Source organism: Phenylobacterium sp., from assembly GCF_035569475.1.
Classification (GTDB): domain Bacteria; phylum Pseudomonadota; class Alphaproteobacteria; order Caulobacterales; family Caulobacteraceae; genus Phenylobacterium.
Window position 1 is genome coordinate 34284 of sequence record NZ_DATMNA010000055.1, and the last position, 20225, is coordinate 54508.

12 protein-coding genes are annotated in these 20225 nt (G+C 70.0%); 7 read left to right on the forward strand and 5 right to left on the reverse strand.

All coding sequences use genetic code 11. The features are described 5' to 3' along the window. Positions 1 to 181: 181 nt before the first annotated feature. Positions 182 to 2413, forward strand: a complete 2232-nt coding sequence (locus VNW53_RS08960; protein WP_325555131.1) for a TonB-dependent receptor — start codon at positions 182 to 184, stop codon at positions 2411 to 2413. 82 nt (positions 2414 to 2495) lie between these two features. Continuing rightward, positions 2496 to 3812 (forward strand): sugar MFS transporter, encoded by a 1317-nt coding sequence (locus VNW53_RS08965; protein ID WP_325555132.1) that lies wholly within the window; start codon positions 2496 to 2498, stop codon positions 3810 to 3812. On the opposite strand, the gene VNW53_RS08970 is transcribed toward VNW53_RS08965, so the two are convergent. After that, positions 3802 to 5277: a mannitol dehydrogenase family protein gene (locus tag VNW53_RS08970; RefSeq protein ID WP_325555134.1), complete on the reverse strand. Its 1476-nt coding sequence runs from the start codon at positions 5275 to 5277 to the stop codon at positions 3802 to 3804. The genes VNW53_RS08965 and VNW53_RS08970 overlap by 11 nt on opposite strands. A gap of 77 nt (positions 5278 to 5354) precedes the next feature. Here VNW53_RS08970 and uxaC point away from each other — a divergent pair, with 77 nt between their 5' ends. Then, positions 5355 to 6770, forward strand: a complete 1416-nt coding sequence (gene uxaC, locus VNW53_RS08975; protein ID WP_325555136.1) for a glucuronate isomerase — start codon at positions 5355 to 5357, stop codon at positions 6768 to 6770. On the opposite strand, the gene VNW53_RS08980 is transcribed toward uxaC, so the two are convergent. The 3 genes from VNW53_RS08980 to manD are packed head-to-tail and all read right to left on the reverse strand — an operon-like array spanning position 6767 to position 11648. Beyond that, positions 6767 to 9169: a glycoside hydrolase family 31 protein gene (locus tag VNW53_RS08980; RefSeq protein WP_325555138.1), complete on the reverse strand. Its 2403-nt coding sequence runs from the start codon at positions 9167 to 9169 to the stop codon at positions 6767 to 6769. The two genes, uxaC and VNW53_RS08980, sit on opposite strands and share 4 nt — an antisense overlap. Beyond that, on the reverse strand, positions 9166 to 10452 hold the full coding sequence (locus VNW53_RS08985; protein ID WP_325555140.1) for an MFS transporter: 1287 nt from the start codon (positions 10450 to 10452) through the stop codon (positions 9166 to 9168). The genes VNW53_RS08980 and VNW53_RS08985 overlap by 4 nt, the downstream gene beginning before the upstream one ends. Next, positions 10440 to 11648 (reverse strand): D-mannonate dehydratase ManD, encoded by a 1209-nt coding sequence (gene manD / locus VNW53_RS08990; protein WP_325555141.1) that lies wholly within the window; start codon positions 11646 to 11648, stop codon positions 10440 to 10442. The genes VNW53_RS08985 and manD overlap by 13 nt, the downstream gene beginning before the upstream one ends. A gap of 263 nt (positions 11649 to 11911) precedes the next feature. Here manD and ggt point away from each other — a divergent pair, with 263 nt between their 5' ends. From ggt to VNW53_RS09010, 4 genes are all read left to right on the forward strand, one after another. Then, the gene (gene ggt, locus VNW53_RS08995; RefSeq protein WP_325555142.1) at positions 11912 to 13597 is read left to right on the forward strand and encodes a gamma-glutamyltransferase; all 1686 of its coding nucleotides are present in this window, start codon (positions 11912 to 11914) and stop codon (positions 13595 to 13597) included. Between the two features lie 223 nt (positions 13598 to 13820). After that, positions 13821 to 16358: a TonB-dependent receptor gene (locus VNW53_RS09000; protein WP_325555144.1), complete on the forward strand. Its 2538-nt coding sequence runs from the start codon at positions 13821 to 13823 to the stop codon at positions 16356 to 16358. 123 nt (positions 16359 to 16481) lie between these two features. Then, positions 16482 to 17900 (forward strand): M20/M25/M40 family metallo-hydrolase, encoded by a 1419-nt coding sequence (locus tag VNW53_RS09005; protein ID WP_325555146.1) that lies wholly within the window; start codon positions 16482 to 16484, stop codon positions 17898 to 17900. 52 nt (positions 17901 to 17952) lie between these two features. Further along, positions 17953 to 19326, forward strand: a complete 1374-nt coding sequence (locus VNW53_RS09010; RefSeq protein ID WP_325555148.1) for a sulfatase-like hydrolase/transferase — start codon at positions 17953 to 17955, stop codon at positions 19324 to 19326. Here the strand turns inward: VNW53_RS09010 and VNW53_RS09015 are convergent. Beyond that, positions 19323 to 20225: hypothetical protein (locus VNW53_RS09015; protein ID WP_325555150.1), on the reverse strand; the 903-nt coding region annotated here is incomplete at its 5' end. The two genes, VNW53_RS09010 and VNW53_RS09015, sit on opposite strands and share 4 nt — an antisense overlap.

The window sequence follows — 20225 nt, forward strand, 5'->3', positions numbered from 1 at the left end:
GGTCAGGCCAATTACGACAAGCCGGGGCGCTTGCCGGCGATGCTTACGCGGCGCCGTCGCGCGCTCTGCGTCTGCGTTTGATATTTCTGTTATACCAGTCATTGTGGGCGGCCTTACCAATATGGTAGGACCAATTTCAAGGAGCGGTCATAACGCTCGTCGGGATCAGGGGGAGGAAACCATGAGGCGCTTGTTTTCCAGTACGTCGCTGTCGAGCTGGTTGGTCGCCGGCATGATGGCCGCGGGCGGCGCGGGGGCGGCCCATGCGGCGGCGGCCCCCGCGGTCGACGAGGTCATCGTCACCGCCGAGAAGCGCGTCGAGAACGTCCAGAGCGTTCCCCAGGCCGTGCAGGTCGTCGGCCCGAGCCAGCTCGCCGCAGCCGGAGTGCGCGAGTTCACCGACCTGACCAAGCTCGCGCCGTCGCTGGTGGTCCGGCCGGCCGAACAGCCGGTCAACTCCTCGGTCTCGATCCGGGGCGTCGGCACCTTCGCCTTCAGCATCGGCGTCGAGCCCAGCGTCGCCATCCAGGTGGACGACGTGCCGGTGGCCTTCCAGGCCCGCGCCTTCACGGATCTCTCGGACATCGAGCGCATCGAGGTGCTGCGCGGCCCGCAGAGCACCCTCTACGGCAAGTCGGCCTCGGCCGGCCTGATCAATATCGTGACGCGCTCGCCCTCGAAAGTCTTCACGGCCGACCTCAACGCGCTGGTCACCACCGACCAGGAATATGGCGTCGGCGGCTCGGTGTCCGGACCGATCAACGACCAGGTGGCCGTCCGCCTGAGCGCCAACTACGACGACTTCGAAGGCAACGCCCGCAACGTCTTCAACGGCGCCAAGGCCAGCGGGCGCGAGTTCGCCTCCGTGCACGGCAAGCTGCTCTGGACCCCCACCGACAAGTTCACAGCCACCCTCGGCTGGAGCTATGTCGACGGCAAGACGACCGTGGGCCGCCCGTTCATCGCGCTTGCGCCCACCGCGACCCTGCGCGGCAACCCGGCCCTGCCGCCGTCGGTCTTCGAGGCGGGGATCACCGTCGGTCCGGACAACACCAACTTCGCCAACAACTTCGGGGCGCGGACCGACTACAACGACAACAGCCAGTCGCTGAAGCTGGAGTACGACTTCGGCCCGGCGACCCTGGTCTCGATCACCGGCAACGACAACTACAAGGTCACCGACCTGCTGGACGTGGACGAGACCGCGGTCAGCCAGATCGACAACCGGCAAATCGGCGACTTCAAGTCGGGGCAGGTCACCCAGGAGGTCCGCGTCGTCTCGCGCGGCGATCAGCCGTTGCGCTACACGGCGGGCGTCTTCTACGCCGACATCGATTTCGTGCGGAACTTCTTCCGGGGGCCGGTCTTCTCGCTCGCCCGCTGGTACGCGACCTCAAGCTCGCAGCAGGAGGCGGCGTTCGGCCAGGTGGACTGGGAATTCGTGCCCGGGACGACCCTGACGGGCGGCATCCGCCGTCAGCACGAGAAGATCGACTACACCTTCCAGGACATCCTCAACAACGCCTTCTTCTCAGGCGGCGCGAGCGAGACCTTCAACACCTATCGCGGGGCCTTGAACCACAAGTTCACCGACGACGTCATGGCCTATGTGTCCTACGCCACGGGCCACAAGGGCCAGACCTACGACCTGACCACCGGCTTCAACCAGAACCGTTTCCTGGCCGGGCCGGTGAAGCCCGAGACCTCCAAGAGCTGGGAGACCGGCGCCCGCACCCAGTTCTTCGAGCACCGCCTGACCCTGAACGTCACCGCCTTCCACACCATCTATCAGGACTTCCAGGCCCAGGGGATCGAGACGCTCCCCGACGGCACGTCGAACTTCCGTCTGGCCAACGTGGGGCGGCTGCGGACCCAGGGCGTCGAGGTCGACTCCGCGGCGCGGCTCAGCGACGACCTCCAACTGATGGTCTCCGGCGCCTACATCGACGCCAAGATCACCGACTTCCCGTTCGCCCAGTGCTATCCGCTGCAGACCGCGGCGCAAGGGTGCGCAGGCAGCCCGGCGCGCCAGAACCTCGCCGGCAAGCCGCCGGCCCAGGCGCCGAAGTTCAAGATGTCGGCGGACGTCAACTACACCCATCCGCTGGCCGGCACGCCGTTCGAGGTGCTGGCGATCGGGTCCTACGCCTATCAGAGCAAGATGAACTACTCGCTGAACCAGGACCCTCAGACAATCCAGAAGGCCTATGGCATCCTCAACCTGAGCGCGGGAATCCGGAATCCCGGCCAGCACTATGAGGTGGTGGCGTTCGTAAACAACGTCTTCGACGAGCACTACTACTCGAACATCTTCGACCAGGCCGGCACCTACAACAACCAGCTCGCCACCCAGGTCATCCTCCCGCGCGACTTCAAACGTTTTGCGGGGATTCGCGCGTCCTACTCGTTCTAGGATCGCCGCGCAGAGTCGCCGGACAGGTCTCCTCCCCGACCTGTCCGGCGGCGTCCCTTCAGAAGAATCGGCGCCCCCGAACATGGTCCAGACGCTCGAAGGTCCCACGACGACCGATCCTCCCTCGCTGGACGCGGACGCGGACGCGCACGCCGGGGACGGCGCCGAAGCGCCGGCGCTGCGCGGCTTCGTCTTCGCCCTGTTCTTCATCTTCGGCGGCGTCACCAGCCTGAACGACGTCATCATCCCGAAACTGAAGGAGCTGTTCACGCTCAGCTACGCCGAGGCGATGCTGGTGCAGACGGCCTTCTTCGCAGCCTATTTCCTGATCTCCATCCCGGCCTCGGGCCTGGTCCGCCGGGTGGGCTATATGCGCACCGCCGCGTTCGGCCTGGTGACCATGACCGCCGGCTGCCTGCTGTTCGTGCCGGCGTCCGCTTCCGGCGCCTTCCCGGTCTTCCTGCTGGCCCTCTTCGTGCTGGCGGCGGGCATCACCACGGTGCAGGTGGTGACCAATCCGCTGATCTCGATGCTCGGGCCGGCGCGCACGGCGCACAGCCGGCTGACCTTCGCCCAGGCGTTCAACTCGATCGGGACGACGGTCTTCCCCTACGTCGGATCCCTGCTGATCCTGGGCTCGCTCGCCAAGGTGGACGCCCACGCCCTCGCCGGGCCCGCGCTGGCGGCCTATCGCGCGGCCGAGACGCACATGGTGGTCCGCACCTACCTCGGCCTGGCGCTTGCCCTGGTGGTCGTGGCGGCGGTCGTCTGGAGCGCCCGAAACCGGCTGGCCGAGACGCCCGAGCACAGCCCGAGCCTGCTCAAGTCCTTCGACCTGCTGCGACGGCCACGCTTCGCCTTCGGCGCCGCCTGCATCTTCCTCTATGTCGGCGCCGAGGTGGCGATCGGCTCGGTGATCGTGAACTTCCTGACCCAGTCCGACGTCCTGGGCCTGGGGCCGGAGGCCGCGGGCAAGCATGTCGCCTTCTACTGGGGCGGCGCCATGGTGGGGCGCCTGGTCGGCGGCTTCCTGCTCAGGATGTTCTCGCCGGGCAAGGTGCTGGCCGTCGCGGCGGCCGGGGCGATCTCCCTGGTGGCGGTGGCCGCCGGGGCCACGGGAGCGATTTCCGGCTGGGCGCTGCTGGCGGTCGGGCTGATGAACTCGATCATGTTCCCGACCATCTTCAGCCTGGCCAACGAAGGCCTCGGCCGCCGGGCCGCCGAGGGCTCCGGGCTGATCTGCGTGGCCATCGTCGGCGGGGCGATCATCCCGCCGCTCACCGGCCGGCTGGCCGATCTCTCCAGCCTGCGCGTCGCCTTCGCCCTGCCGGCGCTTTGCTATCTGCTGATCGCCGCGTTCGGCCTCTACGCGCGCCGCCCCGCGGCGGTCAGAAGCTGAGGGCCGCGCGCGGTTGGCCGCTTCCAAGCCGATCGTAGGCGGCCTCCAGCGCGGCGCGGAAGGCCGGGGCGGCGGGCAGGTCTCGGTCAAACACGGCCGCAAGGTCCAGGAAGGCCGCGACATCGTTCGCCGGCTCGCCCGTGCAGCGCCGCGCCGCCGCTTCCAGCGCAGGCGCGAGGGGATCGGCGATGGCGGCGCCGGCGGCGGCCTGCCGGCGCACGAACTGCATCCAGGCGGCGACGCCGACCGCGGGCCGCGCGACCGGCCGCCCGGCTGTCAGCGCCTCCCGGATCGGCGCCAGGAGCCGGACGGGCAGCTTCTGCGAGCCGTCCGCGGCGATCTGGATCAGCCTGTGCACGATGGCCGGATTGCGGAAGCGCGCGAGGATCTGGCCGATGTAGGCCGCCGGGTCGAGGCCGCGGGTCGGCGACAGGCTGGGGGCCATGTCCTGGCGCGCCATCCGTTCCACGAACCCCGCCAGCGCCGGATCGGCCATGGCTTCGAAAACGCTCTCGTAGCCGAGGCGCAAGCCCACGTAGGCCAGGGTCGAATGGGCGCCGTTGAGCAGCCGCAGCTTCGCCCGCTCGAAGGCCGCCACATTGTCGGTGAGGATGACGCCGGCGGCGGCCAGCGGTTGGCCGAGCGGCCCGAGTTCGTCGGCGATCACCCACTGGGTGAACCGTTCGCGCTGGATCGGCCAGGCGTCCGCGAGCCCGAGGCGTTCGGCGGCCTCGGCGCGCAGGCCGTCATCGGTGGCCGGCGTGATGCTGTCGACCATGGTGTCGGGAAAGGCCGTCTGCCCGGCGATCCAGCGCGCCAGGTCGGCCTCGCCGCGGGCCTCCGCCAACTGGGCGACGCTGCGGCCCAGGCGCGCGCCGTTGCCCGACAGGTTGTCGCAACTGACGACGGCCAGCCCGCCCAGCCCGCTCGCGTGGCGGCGGCCGAGGCCCGCGAGCAGCCAGCCGGCCAGCGTTCGCGGCGGTGCGTCGCCGACCAGGTCGTGGCGCACCTGCGGATGGTCCAGGTCAAGGTCGCCCGCCGGCCCGAGGCAATAGCCCTTCTCCGTCACCGTGGCGGTGACCAGCCGCAGGTCGGGGTCAACCAGGCGGGCGAACACCGCCTCGGGCGTGCGGGGCGCGGTCAGGGTCTCGCGGATCGCGCCGATCACCCGCAGGCTGGGCTCCGCCTCGCGCTCGGTCAGGCTATAGAGTCCGTCCTGCGGCTCCAGGGCGGCGCGAACCTCGTCGCTGTGCAGCGAGATGGCGCTGATCGCGAAGCCCGGGTCGGAATGCAGCAGGCGATCGAAGTAGAAGGCCTGATGGGCGCGATGGAAGGCTCCGGGACCGAAGTGGGCCACGCCGATCCGCGTGGCGGCGCGGTCATAGTCTGGTCGCAGCACCTGGGGCCGCGCTTGCGCGAGAGTCAGGTCGCTGAGTCTGGGCTGCAGCGCGGGAGACGGATCCATGCCGCCAAGCTAGCGGGTGTCCGCTCGTCCGTCCTATGCGGATCGGGCCTTCGAAGCCGTCTGGAGCGCTGAAATCCATGCCAAGGCCCCTGTCGTTGAACGAGGATCGGCTGTTCCCCTCCGACCCCGCGACCCGCGCGGTGGCGCGGCGGCTCTACGGCGAGGTCAAGGGCCTGCCGATCGTCAGCCCGCACGGCCACACCGACCCGGAATGGTTCGCCTCGGACGCGCCGTTCAAGGATGCGACGAGCCTGCTGCTGGCGCCCGACCACTATCTTTTCCGAATGCTCTACAGCCAGGGCGTAGGGATGGCGGCGCTCGGCGTGCCGTCCCGCCAGGGGCCCAGTGAGGCCGACCCGCGCGAGGCCTGGAGGCTCTTCGCGAGCCACCAGCACCTGTTCCGCGCCACGCCCTCGGCCATGTGGCTGGCGCATGTCTTCGCGACCGTCTTCGGCTTCGACGTGGCCTTGGACGCCTCGACGGCGGACCTCTATTTCGACCGCATCGGCGAGGCCCTGGCGACGCCGGCGTACCGTCCGCGAGCGCTGTTCGAGCGGTTCAACATCGAGCTGCTCGCGACGACCGAGTCGCCCGTCGACGATCTGCGCCATCACGCCGCGATCCGGCGCAGCGGCTGGTCCGGCCGGGTGGTCACAGCCTACCGGCCGGACCCGGTGATCGACGCCGAGCATGAGCAGTTTCCGACCGCCCTGCAGCGGTTCGGGGAGCTTACCGGCCAGGACGTGCGAAGCTGGCGCGGCTATCTCGAGGCGCACCGGCGGCGGCGCGCCGCCTTCGCCGAGATGGGCGCGACCTCCACGGACCACGGGCACCCGACCGCCGCCACGGCGGATCTCGCGCCGGCCGAGGCCGAGGCCCTGTTCGGCAGGATCGTCGGCGGCGCCTTCGACGCCCAGGACGCCGAGCTGTTCCGAGCCCAGATGCTGACCGAAATGGCGCAGATGAGCCTGGACGACGGCCTGGTGATGCAGATCCATCCGGGCAGCTTCCGCAACCACAACGCCCTGTTGTTCCGGGACTTCGGCCGAGACCGCGGCGCCGACATCCCCACGCCCACGGACTATGTCGGCGCGCTGAAGCCGCTGCTCGACCGTTATGGCAACGAGGCGGGCCTGACCGTGATCGTCTTCACGCTCGACGAGACCAGCTACAGCCGCGAACTGGCCCCGCTCGCGGGCCACTATCCGGCGCTGCGCCTGGGCCCGGCCTGGTGGTTCCACGACAGCCCCGAGGGCATGCGGCGGTTCCGCGAGCAGACCACCGAGACGGCCGGCTTCTACAACACCGTGGGCTTCAACGACGACACGCGGGCCTTCCTGTCGATCCCGGCCCGCCACGACATGGCCCGCCGCGTCGACTGCGGCTTCCTGGCCCGGCTGGTGGCCGAGCATCGGCTGGACGAGGAAGAAGCGGCCGAGACCGCCGTCGACCTGGCCTACAATCTGGTCAAGCGGGCCTACCGGCTGGGCTAGGGATCGAGGTCCACGCGCCGCCAGTCGCCCTCGATGCGGTCGGCGAGCGGCTCGCCCGACGGCCGGCAGACCGGCCGGGTGTCGGCAGGCCGCAGCAGCAGGGCCAGCGGTCCGCGCGGCGGGCGCGGGCCGGCTGCGCGGGCGTCCACGGTCAGCCGCTCGGCGGAGGCCTCCACCGAGAGCGCCCAATGTCCCACGCCCGCCTCGCGCCCGATGTCGGCCTCGCCGTCGTCCTCGAAGCAGGTGGCCGAGACCTGGCCCTCCGCCGGGGCGAAGAGGGCGAAGGCGCGGGCGTCCGCGCGGCGGTCGAAGCTCTGCTCGGCGATGTTGAGCGGGATGGCCGAGCCCTCGCGGACCAGCAGGGGCGGCCGTCCCCAGGGCGCGGGCAGGCTGACGCGGCGGCCGCCCTCGAACCTCGCGCCCGTCCAGAAGTCGAACCAGGCCGCGCCGGTGGGCAGGCGGACCTCTCGCGTCGTCGCACCGGGCTCGACCACCGAGGCGACCAGCAGCGAGGGGCCCAGCATGAGGTCGTCGGTGTCGGCATAGGCCTCCGGGTCGTCGGGGAAGTCGTGGAAGGTCGGCCGCGCGATCGGCTCGAACGCGCTGTGGTGACGCCAACTCAGGTCGTAGAGGTGGGGCAGCAGCCGGTAGCGCAGCCGGATCAGGTCGCGCACCGTGGCGGTGGCCTTCGGGTGCATCCAGGGTTCGTTGGCGGTCCCGTCGTCGTTCCAGGAATGGATGCTGAAACGGGGCATGAAGACCCCGGCCTCGACCCAGCGGACGAACAGCTCGGCGTCCGGCTGCGGGCCGCTGAAGCCGCCGATGTCGTGGCCGCTGTTGGAGACCCCGCTCAGCGCCAGGCCCAGCCCCATGCGGCTGTTCCAGCGGAGGCTTTCCCAGGCCGTGGCGTTGTCGCCCGACCAGGTCTGGACGTACCGCTGCATGCCGGCCGCCCCGGCGCGCGACACCAGGAACGGCCGCCGCCCCGGCGCGTGCGCCTGCTGCGCCCGCCGCGAAGCGCGCAGCATCAGCAGGGTCTGCAGGGGTTTGCTCTCCGCCGCCGGCGCCGGCGCGCCGAACATGGCGGCCAAGGCTTCCGGGTCGGTGACCTCGAACTCGTTGTTGTCGTTCCAGGTGGCCTCGAGGCCGAGGTCGAGCAGGTCGGCGGTCACGTGCTCGCGCCACCAGGCCTGGGCCTCGGGATTGGTGAAGTCGAGATAGGCGCCCAGGCCGTCCCAGAACTGAACCCAGGCGGGTTCTCCGTCGGGGCCGCGGATCAGCAGGCCCCTGGCGTGCGCTTCTTCGAACAGCGGATGGTCGTCGAGGAGGCACGGCTTGATGTTGGCGCAGAGCCGCAGGCCCGCGGCGCGGAAGCCCGCGGCGAAGGCCGCCGGGTCGGGGAACTTGTCGCGGTTCCAGTGGAAGACGTAGCGGCGCGGCCCGATCGAGGTGTAGCCGGACGACAGGTGGAAGCTGTCGCACAGGATGTCGTGGCGGCGGCAGTTGTCGATGAAGTCGGCGAGTCGCGCCTGGGCGTCCGGCGCGTCCGTGTAGCTCATGGTCGAGCCCGAATAGCCGAGGCCCCAGCGCGGCAGGAACGCCGGCCGCCCGGTGAGCCAGGTGAACCGCCGCGTGACGTCGGCCACCCGGGGCCCTGCGATCACATAGTAGTCGAGGTCGCCCGCCTCGGCGTGGAACCCGCGGAACAGGCCGTGGTAGTTGCTGCGCTCGGCGCCGAAGTCGAACTCGCAGTCGGCGTAGGTGTCGTAGAAGAGGCCGAACGCGAGGCCGGTGCTCCCGTGCTGCGTGATGTAGAACGGAATGTGCTTGTAGAGCGGGTCGGACGTGCGCGCGTCATAGCCCATGGCGTCGACGTTGCTCATCCGGAACCGGCGGCCGGCCCGGTCGAGTTCGCCCGACCTCTCACCCAGGCCGAAGTAGCGCTCGGCCGGATCACGGACGAGGTAGTGGCGCACGCCCTGACCCCACCAGCCGAAGTTGTAGGCCTGGGTCGGCCGGTCGCGGGCGATCGGCTCCCAGCCCGCGCCGCCGGCCATCTCCCACCGGCAGGAAAGGCCCTCCAGCCGGACCGTGAGCCGCAGCCGGCCGGTGGCGACGACGAGGCGGCCGTCAGCCTCGTCGAGCGTGAAGTCAGGGCCGGAAAAGCCGCTGACGTCCAGCCGGTCGCGGCCCGCGTCGGCGACGTCCTCGGCGCCGGGCGCGATCGCCCAGGTGCGTGGGCCCCGCAGCCCGCCGGGCGGCCGGTGCAACACCCGCACGATGTCCGGCTCCAGCACGAAGATGTCGACCTCGAAGCCCGTGTCGGAGACCAGGCTCACCCGCGGCCCCTCCCGCGAGGCCAGCCTGAACCGCGGCGGCCGGGCGATCGAGGCCCTCATGCGAAGGCGACCCGGCTGTCCAGCCGCACGGGCCGCAGCACGGCGAACAGGATCATCGCGCCGGCGATGTCGAACACCGCCAGCAGGCGGAACAGCGGCCCATAGCCGACGGTGTCAGCCAAGGCGCCCACCAGCAACGAGAACAGCAGGCCGCCGATCCAGCCGCACATGCCGACGAACCCGTTGGCCCGCGCCACGCTCTCGCGGGGGAAGACGTCGGTGGTCAGGGTGTTGAGCGAAACCGAGAGCATCTGGTGGGCGAAGCCGCCGACGCAGAAGAGCGCGATCGCCGTGTAGGGGCTGAGCGCCAGGCCCACGCTGGCCGGGGCGATCATCATCACCGCGCCAAGGGTGAAAGCCGTCGCGCGCGACGTGAGCAAGCCCAGCCGGAAGTGCTTCATCAGCAGCGGCGACAGGTAGCCGCCGAGGATGCCGCCGGCGTCGGAGGCCAGGAACGGCAGCCAGGCGAACAGCGCGATGGACTTCAGGTCCATGCCCCGCTCGCGCGCCAGGTAGAGCGGGATCCAGAAGCTGAAGGTCTGCCAGGCCGGCTCGATCAGGAAGCGGGGGATCGCCAGGCCCCAGAAGCTGCGCTGGACGACGAGCGAACGGAAGGTGAGCGGCGGCTGGGTCGACGCCTCCACGATGGAGGGCGCGAGCGCGCGCTCCGCGGGGCTGAGCGCCGGGTGGCGGGCTGGATTGTCATAGAGCAGGTACCAGGCGGCGGCCCAGACCAGGCCCAGCGCGCCGGTCACCACGAAGGCCGAGCGCCAGCCGTAGGCCAGCGACAGGAAGATCACGATCGGCGGGGCGATGGCGGCCCCGAGCGAGGTGCCGGCGTTGAAGAAGCCGATGGCGACCGAGCGGTCCCGGGCCGGGAACCACTCGCTGACCGCCTTCACCCCGGCCGGGATCGCCGCGGATTCGCTGACCCCGAGCAGTCCGCGGAACACGGCCAGCGACATCCAGCCCCCGGCGAAGCCGTGCGCCATGTTGGCGAGCGACCAGGCGACCGCGAAGAGGGCGAAAGCCACCTTCAGGCCAAGGGAGTCGATGATCGCCCCGCAGACCGGCTGCATGGCGGTGTAGGTGACCTGAAAGGCCGCCACGACCCAGGAATACTGCTGGGTGCTGAAACCCAGGTCACGGGTGAGCTGCGGCGCCAGCACGCCCAGCGAATTGCGGGCCAGGTAGTTGAGCACGGTCCCCATGCAGACGAGGGCGACGATCCACCAGCGCAGGCGCTTGAGCGTCGCCATCGCCCGGACGGTCACCAGTTCCACATGGTGCCGTCCTCGAGACGGGCGATCGGAAGCTGCTTGGGGTCGTAGGGATATTTGGCGGCCAGCGCCTCGTCGATGTCGACGCCGTGGCCGGGGGTGTCCCCGGGGAACAGCAGGCCGGCCTCGAAGCGGTAGGCGTGGGGGAAGACCGCGTCCGTCTCCGGCGTGTGCCGCATGTATTCCTGGATGCCGAAGTTGGGGACCCAACTGTCGAAGTGCAGGGCCGCGCCCATGGTCACCGGCGAGAGGTCGGTCGCGCCGTGGCACCCGGTGCGCACCTGCCAGACGGCCGCGAAGTCGGCGATCCGCCGCAGGTGGCTGATCCCGCCCGCGCCCACGACGGTGGTGCGGATGAAGTCGATCAACTGCTCCTGGATCAGGTCCTTGCAGTCCCAGATCGTGTTGAAGATTTCGCCGACCGCCAGCGGGGTCACGGTGTGCTGGCGGACCAGGCGGAACGCCTCCTGGTTCTCCGCCGGGGTCACGTCTTCCAGCCAGAACAGGCGGTAGGGCTCCAGCGACTTGCCGAGGCGCGCGGCCTCCAGCGGCGTCAGCCGGTGGTGGGCGTCGTGCAGCAGCTCCACCCCGAAGCCGAGCCGATCCCTGAGCGCCTCGAAGAGCTTGGGGGTGTGGTCGAGGTACTTCGATGTCGACCAGACGGTCTCGGTGGGCAGGGCGGCGTCGGCCGGCTCATAGAACATCCGCCCGCGCCCGACCCCGTAGGGCTTGTCCAGGCCGGGCACGCCGCTCTGGGCGCGCACGGCCTTGTAGCCCAGCCCGACGTAGCGCTCGACCTCGTCGCAGGTCTCTTCGATGTCGGCGCCGTTGGCGTGGCCGTAGACCATGACGCCCTCGCGGCTCTTGCCGCCCAGCAGATCGTAGAGCGGCATGCCGGCGGCCTTGGCCTTGATGTCCCAAAGCGCCACGTCGACGGCCGCGATGGCCCGCATGGTCACCGGCCCGCGCCGCCAGTAGGCGCCGCGGTAGAGAAGCTGCCACGCATCCTCGATCTTCCGCGCGTCGCGCCCGATGAGCAGAGGCGCGACGTGCTCCTCCAGATAGGCCGCGACGGCCTTCTCCCGCCCGTTGAGGGTCGCGTCGCCGATCCCGTAGACGCCTTCGTCGGTGACGATCTTCAGGGTGACGAAATTCCTGCCCGGGCAGGTGGTGATGACCCTTACATCTGCGATCCGCATGGCGCGTGAAATCTCTTCCGTTCGATCCCTGAATCTCAGCCCTGCGGCAGATCTTGCAACCTTCCGATCGAAAGGGTTCGCCAACCCCCTTAAGCGCGGCAGTCTCTCTGCTACGTCCTAATAATTGGCTTGTCCACACTGGACTGACCAATTCTGGCACACGAAGTGCGCGGCGCCGATTTTCCGGGTGGCGAAGGCAGGCGGCGCCATATGCTGCCTTGGCGGGGCGTCGTCTGCGCCGAGCTGATCGAGGGAGCTGGCCTTTGCGGACAATCTTGGCGGCCTGGTTCGCGAGCCTGCTCACCTTGTCGGCGCTTTGCACGCCGGCGCAAGCCGCCGGCGGCGCGCGGGCCCTGAGCGCCGGGGCGGTGGCGTCGCCGGACGGCTATGGAGCGGCCGCCGCGCGCGAGGTCCTGAAATCCGGCGGCAACGCGGTCGACGCCGCGGTGGCCACGGCCTTCGTTCTGGCCGTCACCTTTCCCGAGGCGGGAAACCTGGGCGGCGGGGGCTTCATGACCCTCTATGTCGACGGCAAGCCCTACTTCCTGGACTATCGGGAGACGGCGCCCGCCAAGGCCAGCGCGGGCATGTACCTGGACGCCGCGGGCAAGCCCATCGCCAGCCTCAGCCTCGTGGGCGTGCTCTCCAGCGGGACGCCGGGGACGGTGCGGGGCATGGCCGAGGCGCATCGGCGCTTCGGCAAGCTGCCCTGGGCGCGGGACCTGGCCCCGGCGGTGCGGCTGGCGCGCGACGGCTTCGTGGTCCCGCCCGGGCTGATCGCCGAGCGCGAGGCGGACCGCCACAGCTTCGCCGGCGTCACCAATTTCGACCGCTACTTCGCCGCGATGGCCGCCGGGCGCCGCTTCCGGCAACCGGAGCTGGCCGCCACCCTGTCGCGCATCGCCCGCGGCGGCGACCGCGAGTTCTACGAGGGCCGGACCGCCGACCTCCTGGTGCGCCAGATGCAAAAAGGCGCCCCTCAGGGCCTGATCGGCAAGGCGGACCTGGCCGCCTACAAGGCGGTCTGGCGCGAGCCCGTGCAGGGCGACTGGTGCGGCTACCGCCTGATCACCGCCCCGCCGCCCAGCTCCGGCGGGATCGCGCTCCTGCAGATGCTGGCCATGAAGGCCGACGCCGGGCCGCTGTTCGGCGGGGTGGGCCTGAACTCGCCGCAGTACGTCCACCTGGTGAGCGAGATCGAGAAGCGGGTCTTCGCCGACCGGGCGGAGTACCTCGGCGATCCGGACTTCGTGCAGGTTCCGGTGGGCCGCCTCACGGACCCGGCCTATCTCGCCCGCCGCGCGGCGGAGATCGACCCGAAGGCGCCGTCGCGGCTGGCCTCTGTGGCGCCCGGCCTCGAGAAGCCGCAGACCACCCACTTCTCCATCGTCGACCGCTGGGGCAATGCGGTGTCGAACACCTACACCCTGAACGGCTCCTTCGGGGCCGGAGTGGTCGTCGAGGGCGCGGGCTTCCTGCTGAACGACGAGATGGACGACTTCTCGGTCAAGCCCGGGGCGCCCAACCAGTTCGGGGTGGTCGGCGGGGACGCCAACGCCATCGCTCCGTTCAAGCGCCCGCTGTCCTCGATGACCCCGACGATCCTCACCCGCGACGGCCGGGTTGCGATGGTGCTGGGCACGCCGGGCGGCTCGCGCATCTTCACCTCGGTGTTCCAGGTCCTGGCGGACGTCTACGACTTCGACCGGCCCCTGGCCGCCGCGCTCAAGACCCTGCGGTTCCATCACCAACTGCTGCCGGAGAACACCCTCTATTCGGAGCCCTATGCGCCGTTCCCGCCGGCCCTGCGCCAGGCGATGGAGAAGCGCGGCTACCGGGTGGAGGCGCAGGACTTCAACGGCGACGTCGAGGCGATCCAGGTCGTTGGCGCGGTTCCCCATCCCGCGTCCGACCCGCGCGGCCGGGGCAGGGCCCTGACGGCGCCATAAGGCCGCCGCGTCCGCGGGGCCGCGGCCAGGGCAGGCCCCCCGCACTGGTTGTGGCCTTTATGCAAGACCAGCGGAAATAGCGCCCCGCCACGGCGCGAGGCGGTTTGACACCGCAACCGATCAGTCGTCGGATAATGTTCGTCGAACTCTGGAGTCTGCCCGAAGGGCGGACGCGCGCCGATCTCGTCGGCGTGTTCAATCAGAGGCTTAGGGGAGGCCAATCATGAGAAGCCTGTACATGGGCGCGAGCGTGCTCGTGCTTTCCGCGTTCATCGCGCCCGCCGCCTCGGCCGCGGCAGCGCCCGCGGAAGCCGCGGCCGGGGTGTCCGAAGTCATCGTCACCGGCACGCGCCAGACGGGGTTGAAGGCCGCCGACAGCGCCGCGCCGGTCGAGGTCCTGGGCTCGGACGCGCTCAAGCGGGTCGGCCAGCCGGACCTGATCCAGTCGCTGACCCAGAACCTGCCTTCGTTCAATTCCGAATCGTTCGGCACCGACACCGGGCAGCTCACGCTGTCGGCGCAACTGCGCGGCCTCAATCCCAACAACACCCTGGTGCTGGTCGACGGCAAGCGCCGCCATTCGACGGGCAACCTGCACGTGGCGCCTGGCGTCTTCCAGGGCGCGGCGACGCCCGACCTCGGCCTGATCCCGGTCGGCGCCATCGACCACGTCGAGGTGCTGCAGGACGGCGCGGCGGCCCAGTACGGTTCCGACGCCATCGCCGGCGTGGTCAACATCATCATGAAGACCGCCAATCACGGCGGGACCATCAGCGCCACCGGCGGCTCGTACTACACGAACGGCGGGGCCACGGGCGCGGCGTCGGCGAACATCGGCCTGCCGCTCGGCGACAAGGGGTTCCTCAACCTGACCGCCGAGACGCGCTACCACGACTTCAGCCACCAGGGCGGCGCGGACCGGCGCCTGTTCAACCTCGACGGTTCGCTGAAGGCGGGCCTCGACGCGGTCGACGCCGCGGGTGTTAAGGGCGCGCCGGACTACCCGAGGGTCAACCACATCTACGGGGACGCCTCGTCCAACCTCTACAACGGCTTCTACAACGCCGGCTACGAGCTGGGCGAGGGCGTGCAGCTCTACAGCTTCGGCAGCTACAGCCACCGCAAGGCCTCGGCGTTCGAGAACTACCGGCTACCCTCGCGGGTGATCGCCTCGCCGGTGCTCGGCGTCGGCGGCAGCGTCACCACGCCCGGCGAGCTGATCCCCTTCCCCAACGGCTTCAATCCGCGGGAAGCGCTCCGCGAGGACGACTATTCCGTCACCGGCGGGATCAAGGGCGTCATGGACGAGTGGAACTGGGACCTCTCGACGACCTACGGCCGGGACAAGAACGAGATCTCGACGCTCAATTCGGCCAACGCGTCGCTGTTCATCGACACCCACACGACGCCGCGCAACTTCTACGACGGCGCCTTCGTCAGCTCCGAATGGACCGGCAACCTGGACATCTCCCGGGGGTTCGACGTGGGCATGGCCTCGCCGCTCAACCTCGCCTTCGGCGCGGAAGGGCGACGCGAGACCTACGACATCTCCACCGGCGACCCGGCCTCGATCTACAAGGAGGGCGGCCAGTCCTACCCGGGCTTCCAGCCCAGCGACGCAGCGAACCATTCGCGCACCAATTACGCCGGCTACATCGACCTCGCGGTCGATCCGATCGCCGGCCTCAAGGTGGATCTGGCGGGCCGGTATGAGCACTACAGCGACTTCGGCTCGACGACGGTCGGCAAGCTGACCGGGCGCTACGACTTCAACCCGGCCTTCGCCATTCGCGGCACCGTCAGCACGGGCTTCCGCGCGCCCACCCTGGCCGAGGAGTTCTATTCGGCCACCAACGTCGCCCCGACCTTCGCGGTGGTGAACCTGCCGCCCAACTCACCGGCCGCGCACCTGGTCGGCTTCCAGAACCTGAAGCCGGAGAAGTCCACCAACTACAGCATCGGCTTCGTCGCCCATCCGATCGAGCGGTTGCAGATCACCGCCGACGCCTACCAGATCGAAATCCGCAACCGGATCGTCAACACCGGCACCCTGCTGGGCCTGCTGGGCACGACGGTGGTGTCGCAAGGGGCGCTGAACGCCATCCGCGCCCACGGCAACATCCTCGACCCGAGCGTCACCTACGTCGGCATCGCGGTGTTCACCAACGGGGCCAACACCCGCACCCGCGGCGTCGAGCTCACGGCCAACTACGCCTCCGACTTCGACGACTACGGCCACGTCGACTGGTCGGCGGCCGTCAACTACAACGAGACCACCATCACCAGCCTGCAGCCCCTGCCCGCGCTGGTGGCCAATGCGGCGTTCAGCCAGACCAGCATCCTCAGCCCCACGGCCCGCAGCACGCTCACCTCGGCGAGCCCGAAGGAAAAGGCGGTCCTCGGAGCCTACTGGACCAAGGGCAGGTGGAGCGTGAACCTGCGCGAGGAGATCTACGGCGAAGTGAGCGAGATCATCGACTTCAGCGGCGCCGGCACCGACCCGGAGGCGCGGAAATTCACCGTGCCCGCCACGGGGATCACCGACCTCGACGTGGGCTTCAACCTGACCGACTCCGTGAAGATCGACGTGGGCGCCAACAACCTGTTCAGCAAGCGTCCGCCGGGCGTGCCCAACGTGCCCGACGGCTCCGGCGGGGTCAGGCCGCTGAGCGGCAACAACGTCTATGGCGAGCCGGCGCAGTTCTCGCCCTACGGCATCAACGGCGGCTACTACTACGGCCGGCTGACCTTCACCTTCTGAACCGGGACAGGGCTAGGGGCGGACCGCGCGGAGCGGTCCGCCCATGGCGCATCGGGCGTGAGGGTTGCCAGCGCCGCGGAGGCCCCTAAGGTCGAACCCGGATTCGCTCGGGGGACGATCGCGATGTTGAGGACGCTGGCGGTTTCGGTGGCGCTTGGGGCGCTTCTTGGGAGTTCCGCCCTGGCCCAGGGAGCCGCGCCGCGGCCCGACCAGCTCGAGTACCGCGCCCTCTACAAGGAGCTGGTGGAGACCAACACCACGCTCTCGGCCGGGAGCTGCACCTTGGCCGCAGAGCGCATGGCCGCGCACCTGAAGGCCGCGGGCTTCCCCGACACCGACCTGCACCCCTTCGCCGCGCCCGACCATCCCAAGGAGGGCGGGCTGGTGGCGATCCTCCCCGGCCGCGATCCCAAGGCCAAGGCGGTGCTGATGCTGGCCCACCTGGACGTGGTGGAGGCCAAGCGCGAGGACTGGACGCGCGATCCCTTCACCCTGGTGGAGGAGAACGGCAACTTCTACGCCCGCGGCGCCGCCGACGATAAGGCCATGGCCTCGATCTGGGTGGACACCCTGGTCCGCTACAAGAAGGAAGGCTTCAAGCCGCGCCGGACGCTGAAGATGGCGCTGACCTGCGGCGAGGAGACCAACGGCGCCTTCAACGGCGCGGAGTACCTGGCGAAGAACAAGCGCGACCTGATCGACGCGGCCTTCGCGGTGAACGAGGGCGGCGGCGGGCTGGTGGACGCCAACGGCAAGCCGGTGTTCCAGGGAATCCAGGTGGGCGAGAAGCTCAGCCAGAACTTCACCCTGGAGGTGACCAATCCCGGCGGCCACTCCTCCCGGCCGCTGCCGGACAACGCGATCTATCACCTGGCCAACGCCCTGGTGAAGATCCAGGGCTACCGCTTCCCGGTGATGTTCAGCGACACGACGCGCGACTTCTATGCCCGCATGGCGAAGACGCGGACGCCGGAGGAGCAGGCGGCCATCGCGGCCCTGCTGAAAAACCCCAGGGACGAGGGCGCCCGCGCGATCCTGGAGAAGGATCCGGACAACAACGCCATCCTGCACACCAACTGCGTGGCGACCATGCTGGACGCGGGCCACGCCACCAACGCCCTGCCGCAACGGGCGCGGGCCAACATCAACTGCCGCATCTTCCCGGGGACCAGCGCGGCCGACGTGCAGGCGACGCTGGAACAGGCCATCGGCGACCCGAAGGTGAAGGTGTCCGTGCGCGAGATCCGCAACGCGGTCTCCCCGCCGCCGCCGCTGGATCCCAAGGTGCTGGGACCGGCCGAGAAGCTGGCGGCCGAGATGTGGCCGGGCGTGCCGCAGGTGCGCGAGATGTCGGCGGGCGCGACGGACGGCGCCTTCCTGACCCCGGTGGGCATCCCGACCTATGGCATCAGCGGCGACTTCGGCGATCCGGACGGCGACGGGGTGCATGGGCTGAACGAGCGCATCCGGGTCAAGGTGCTCTACGACAGCCGCGACTACCTCTATCGCCTGATGAAGATCTACGCCGACCAGGCGGACTGAGCGCCCGACCGATCGGGCGCCGCGCCGAACCGGCCGGGGCAGGGGAGACCGCATGGACCGCAGACGCCTGTTGGCCGCCGCCGGCGCCAGCGCCCTGTTGGCCGGGACCGCCGCGCGCTCGGCGGGGCCGGCGCCGAAGCGGCCGCCGAACTTCATCGTCGTGCTGTGCGACGACCTGGGCTACGGCGACGTCTCGATCTATGGCCCCGGCGGCCTGCCGACGCCGAACCTGGAGCGGATGGCGCGCGAGGGCGTGGTCGCCACCGACTACTACGCCCCGGCCAATCTCTGCAGCCCCTCCAGGGCCGGGCTCCTGACCGGGCGCTATGCGGTGCGCACGGGCCTCGGCTACGAGGTGATCATGCAGCAGGACGACCGCGGCCTGCCGCTGTCGGAAGTGACCCTCGCCAAGGCGCTGAAGCCGGCCTACGCCACCGCCCTGTTCGGCAAGTGGCACCTGGGCCATCTGGGCCCCGCCTGGCCGCCCACCAGACATGGGTTCGACGCCTTCTTCGGCATCCCCTACAGCCATGACATGGCGCCGCTGTCGCTGTTCGAGAGCCATGCGGGTTCGGACGAGGTCGCCAAACTCCCGGTCGACTATCCGCAGCTCCAGCAGCAGTTCTACGACCATGCCGAGCGGTTCATCGAGGCGAACAGGGACCGGCCGTTCTTCGTCGAGCTGGCGCTGTCGTCGCCGCACCTGCCGGAGCATCCGCACCCCGGCTTCAAGGCCGACACCTTCGCCGGGCCCTACGGCGCGGTGGTGGCGGAGATCGATTCCATCGTGGGCCGCCTGCTGGCCAAGCTTCGGGCGCTGAAGCTGGAGAACGACACCGTGGTGGTCTTCACCTCGGACAACGGGCCCTGGTTCGAGGGCTCGCCGGGCGGGATGCGTGAGCGCAAGGGCGGCGGCGGCTATGACGGCGGCTACCGCGTGCCGTTCGTGGCCTGGGCGCCGGGGCGGATCCCCGCGGGGCGGCGGGTGAAGTCGATCATCTCGGGCATCGATCTCCTGCCCACCTTCCGCGCCATGGCGGGCCTTCCGCCGCTCGAGGGCGTGACCCTGGACGGCCGCGACATCTCAGATGTGCTGATCCGGGGCGCGGCCTCGCCGCATGAGGAACTGGTGCTCTTCGACAACGAGGTCCCGGTGGCGATCCGCACCCAGGACTGGAAGTACGTGGACGCCATCTACTATCGCGGCAACCGGCTGCCGATGTCGCTGTTCCCCTACCAGGAACTCTACGACCATCGCGCCGACCGCACCGAGAACTACAGCGTCGCCGTCGGCAATCCGGAGGTCGCCAAGGCGATGAAGGCCCGGCTGGAGGCCGCCAAGGCGACCTTCGCGCCCTTCAGGCACAAGGACATCCCACAGGCCTTCAAGACCCTGAAGGCGCAGTTCGAGCATATCCAGGATTAGGTTGTGGGCCGCAGGTCCAGCGGCACAAACTTGCCGCGATGGCCGAACTCCAGCTCGGCCTCCCGGCGGCGGCGCGCGCCGTCGTCCGCCCGCAGGGCCGCCAGCAGCTCCGGCGGCGTCGTATCGTCGATCAGCGGCGCGTGGCCCATGCGGAAAGCCGAGGCGTACATCTCGCCGTTGATCTTCTCGACCAGCGGCGCGCCCCGGGCCGCCGGCGTGCGCTGCATCTCGATCAGCCAGGGATGGCCGGCGTCGTCGAGCAGCACGTCCAGGCCGAACAGCTTGGCCGGGAAACCCCGGGGCGGCGAACTCGCGGCCTGGCGCGCGAACAGCCCCTCGGCGGCCAGCAAGCGGACGTACCACTCCACCAGCGCCTTGATCTCGCCGAACACCGCCTGGCCGTCGAGCCCGTCGGCGGTCATGCGCCGCAGCAGCGCCGAGAGGCTGCGGATCGAGCCCACGTCGTCCTGCTTGGGATCCTGGCTGATCGCCAGCCCGGGGTGCCCGATGTGAAGGGCGGTGTTGGTCACGTGCATCGACGGCCCGCCGCCGCGGTCGGGGCTGGGATCGTAGGGCTCCGGCGCGATACGCACGATGCCTTCCGAATAGACATAGGCGCGCAAAGGTTCGGCCGAGGTGACCAGGCAATAGATGCGGCAGTGGCCCTTGCGGCCCTCGATCAGGTAGGGCCGGTCGATGTAGCGCTGGACCACCACGTCCTTCTGGCCGAGGGCGGCGGCGACGTCGGCGGTGACGCTGATGCCCTGGCCGCCGCTGCCGCGGATCGGCTTGACGATATAGAGGGGCGGCGCGTCCGGCCCCTTGGCGAAGGCCTCCAGCCCCGCGCGGTCGGCTGGCAGGACGAAGGTCTCGGGGAAGCGGCCCGCCGGGTCGAGCGC

What these genes read in the sequence shown, in the direction of transcription:
- manD (WP_325555141.1), bottom strand. Translation starts at nt 11,648, where the DNA reads ATGCGGATCGCAGATGTAAGGGTCATCACCACCTGCCCGGGCAGGAAT.
- VNW53_RS09010 (WP_325555148.1), top strand. Translation starts at nt 17,953, where the DNA reads ATGGACCGCAGACGCCTGTTGGCCGCCGCCGGCGCCAGCGCCCTGTTG.
- VNW53_RS08970 (WP_325555134.1), bottom strand. Translation starts at nt 5,277, where the DNA reads ATGGATCCGTCTCCCGCGCTGCAGCCCAGACTCAGCGACCTGACTCTC.
- VNW53_RS09005 (WP_325555146.1), top strand. Translation starts at nt 16,482, where the DNA reads ATGTTGAGGACGCTGGCGGTTTCGGTGGCGCTTGGGGCGCTTCTTGGG.
- VNW53_RS08965 (WP_325555132.1), top strand. Translation starts at nt 2,496, where the DNA reads ATGGTCCAGACGCTCGAAGGTCCCACGACGACCGATCCTCCCTCGCTG.
- VNW53_RS08980 (WP_325555138.1), bottom strand. Translation starts at nt 9,169, where the DNA reads ATGAGGGCCTCGATCGCCCGGCCGCCGCGGTTCAGGCTGGCCTCGCGG.
- uxaC (WP_325555136.1), top strand. Translation starts at nt 5,355, where the DNA reads ATGCCAAGGCCCCTGTCGTTGAACGAGGATCGGCTGTTCCCCTCCGAC.
- VNW53_RS09000 (WP_325555144.1), top strand. Translation starts at nt 13,821, where the DNA reads ATGAGAAGCCTGTACATGGGCGCGAGCGTGCTCGTGCTTTCCGCGTTC.
- VNW53_RS08960 (WP_325555131.1), top strand. Translation starts at nt 182, where the DNA reads ATGAGGCGCTTGTTTTCCAGTACGTCGCTGTCGAGCTGGTTGGTCGCC.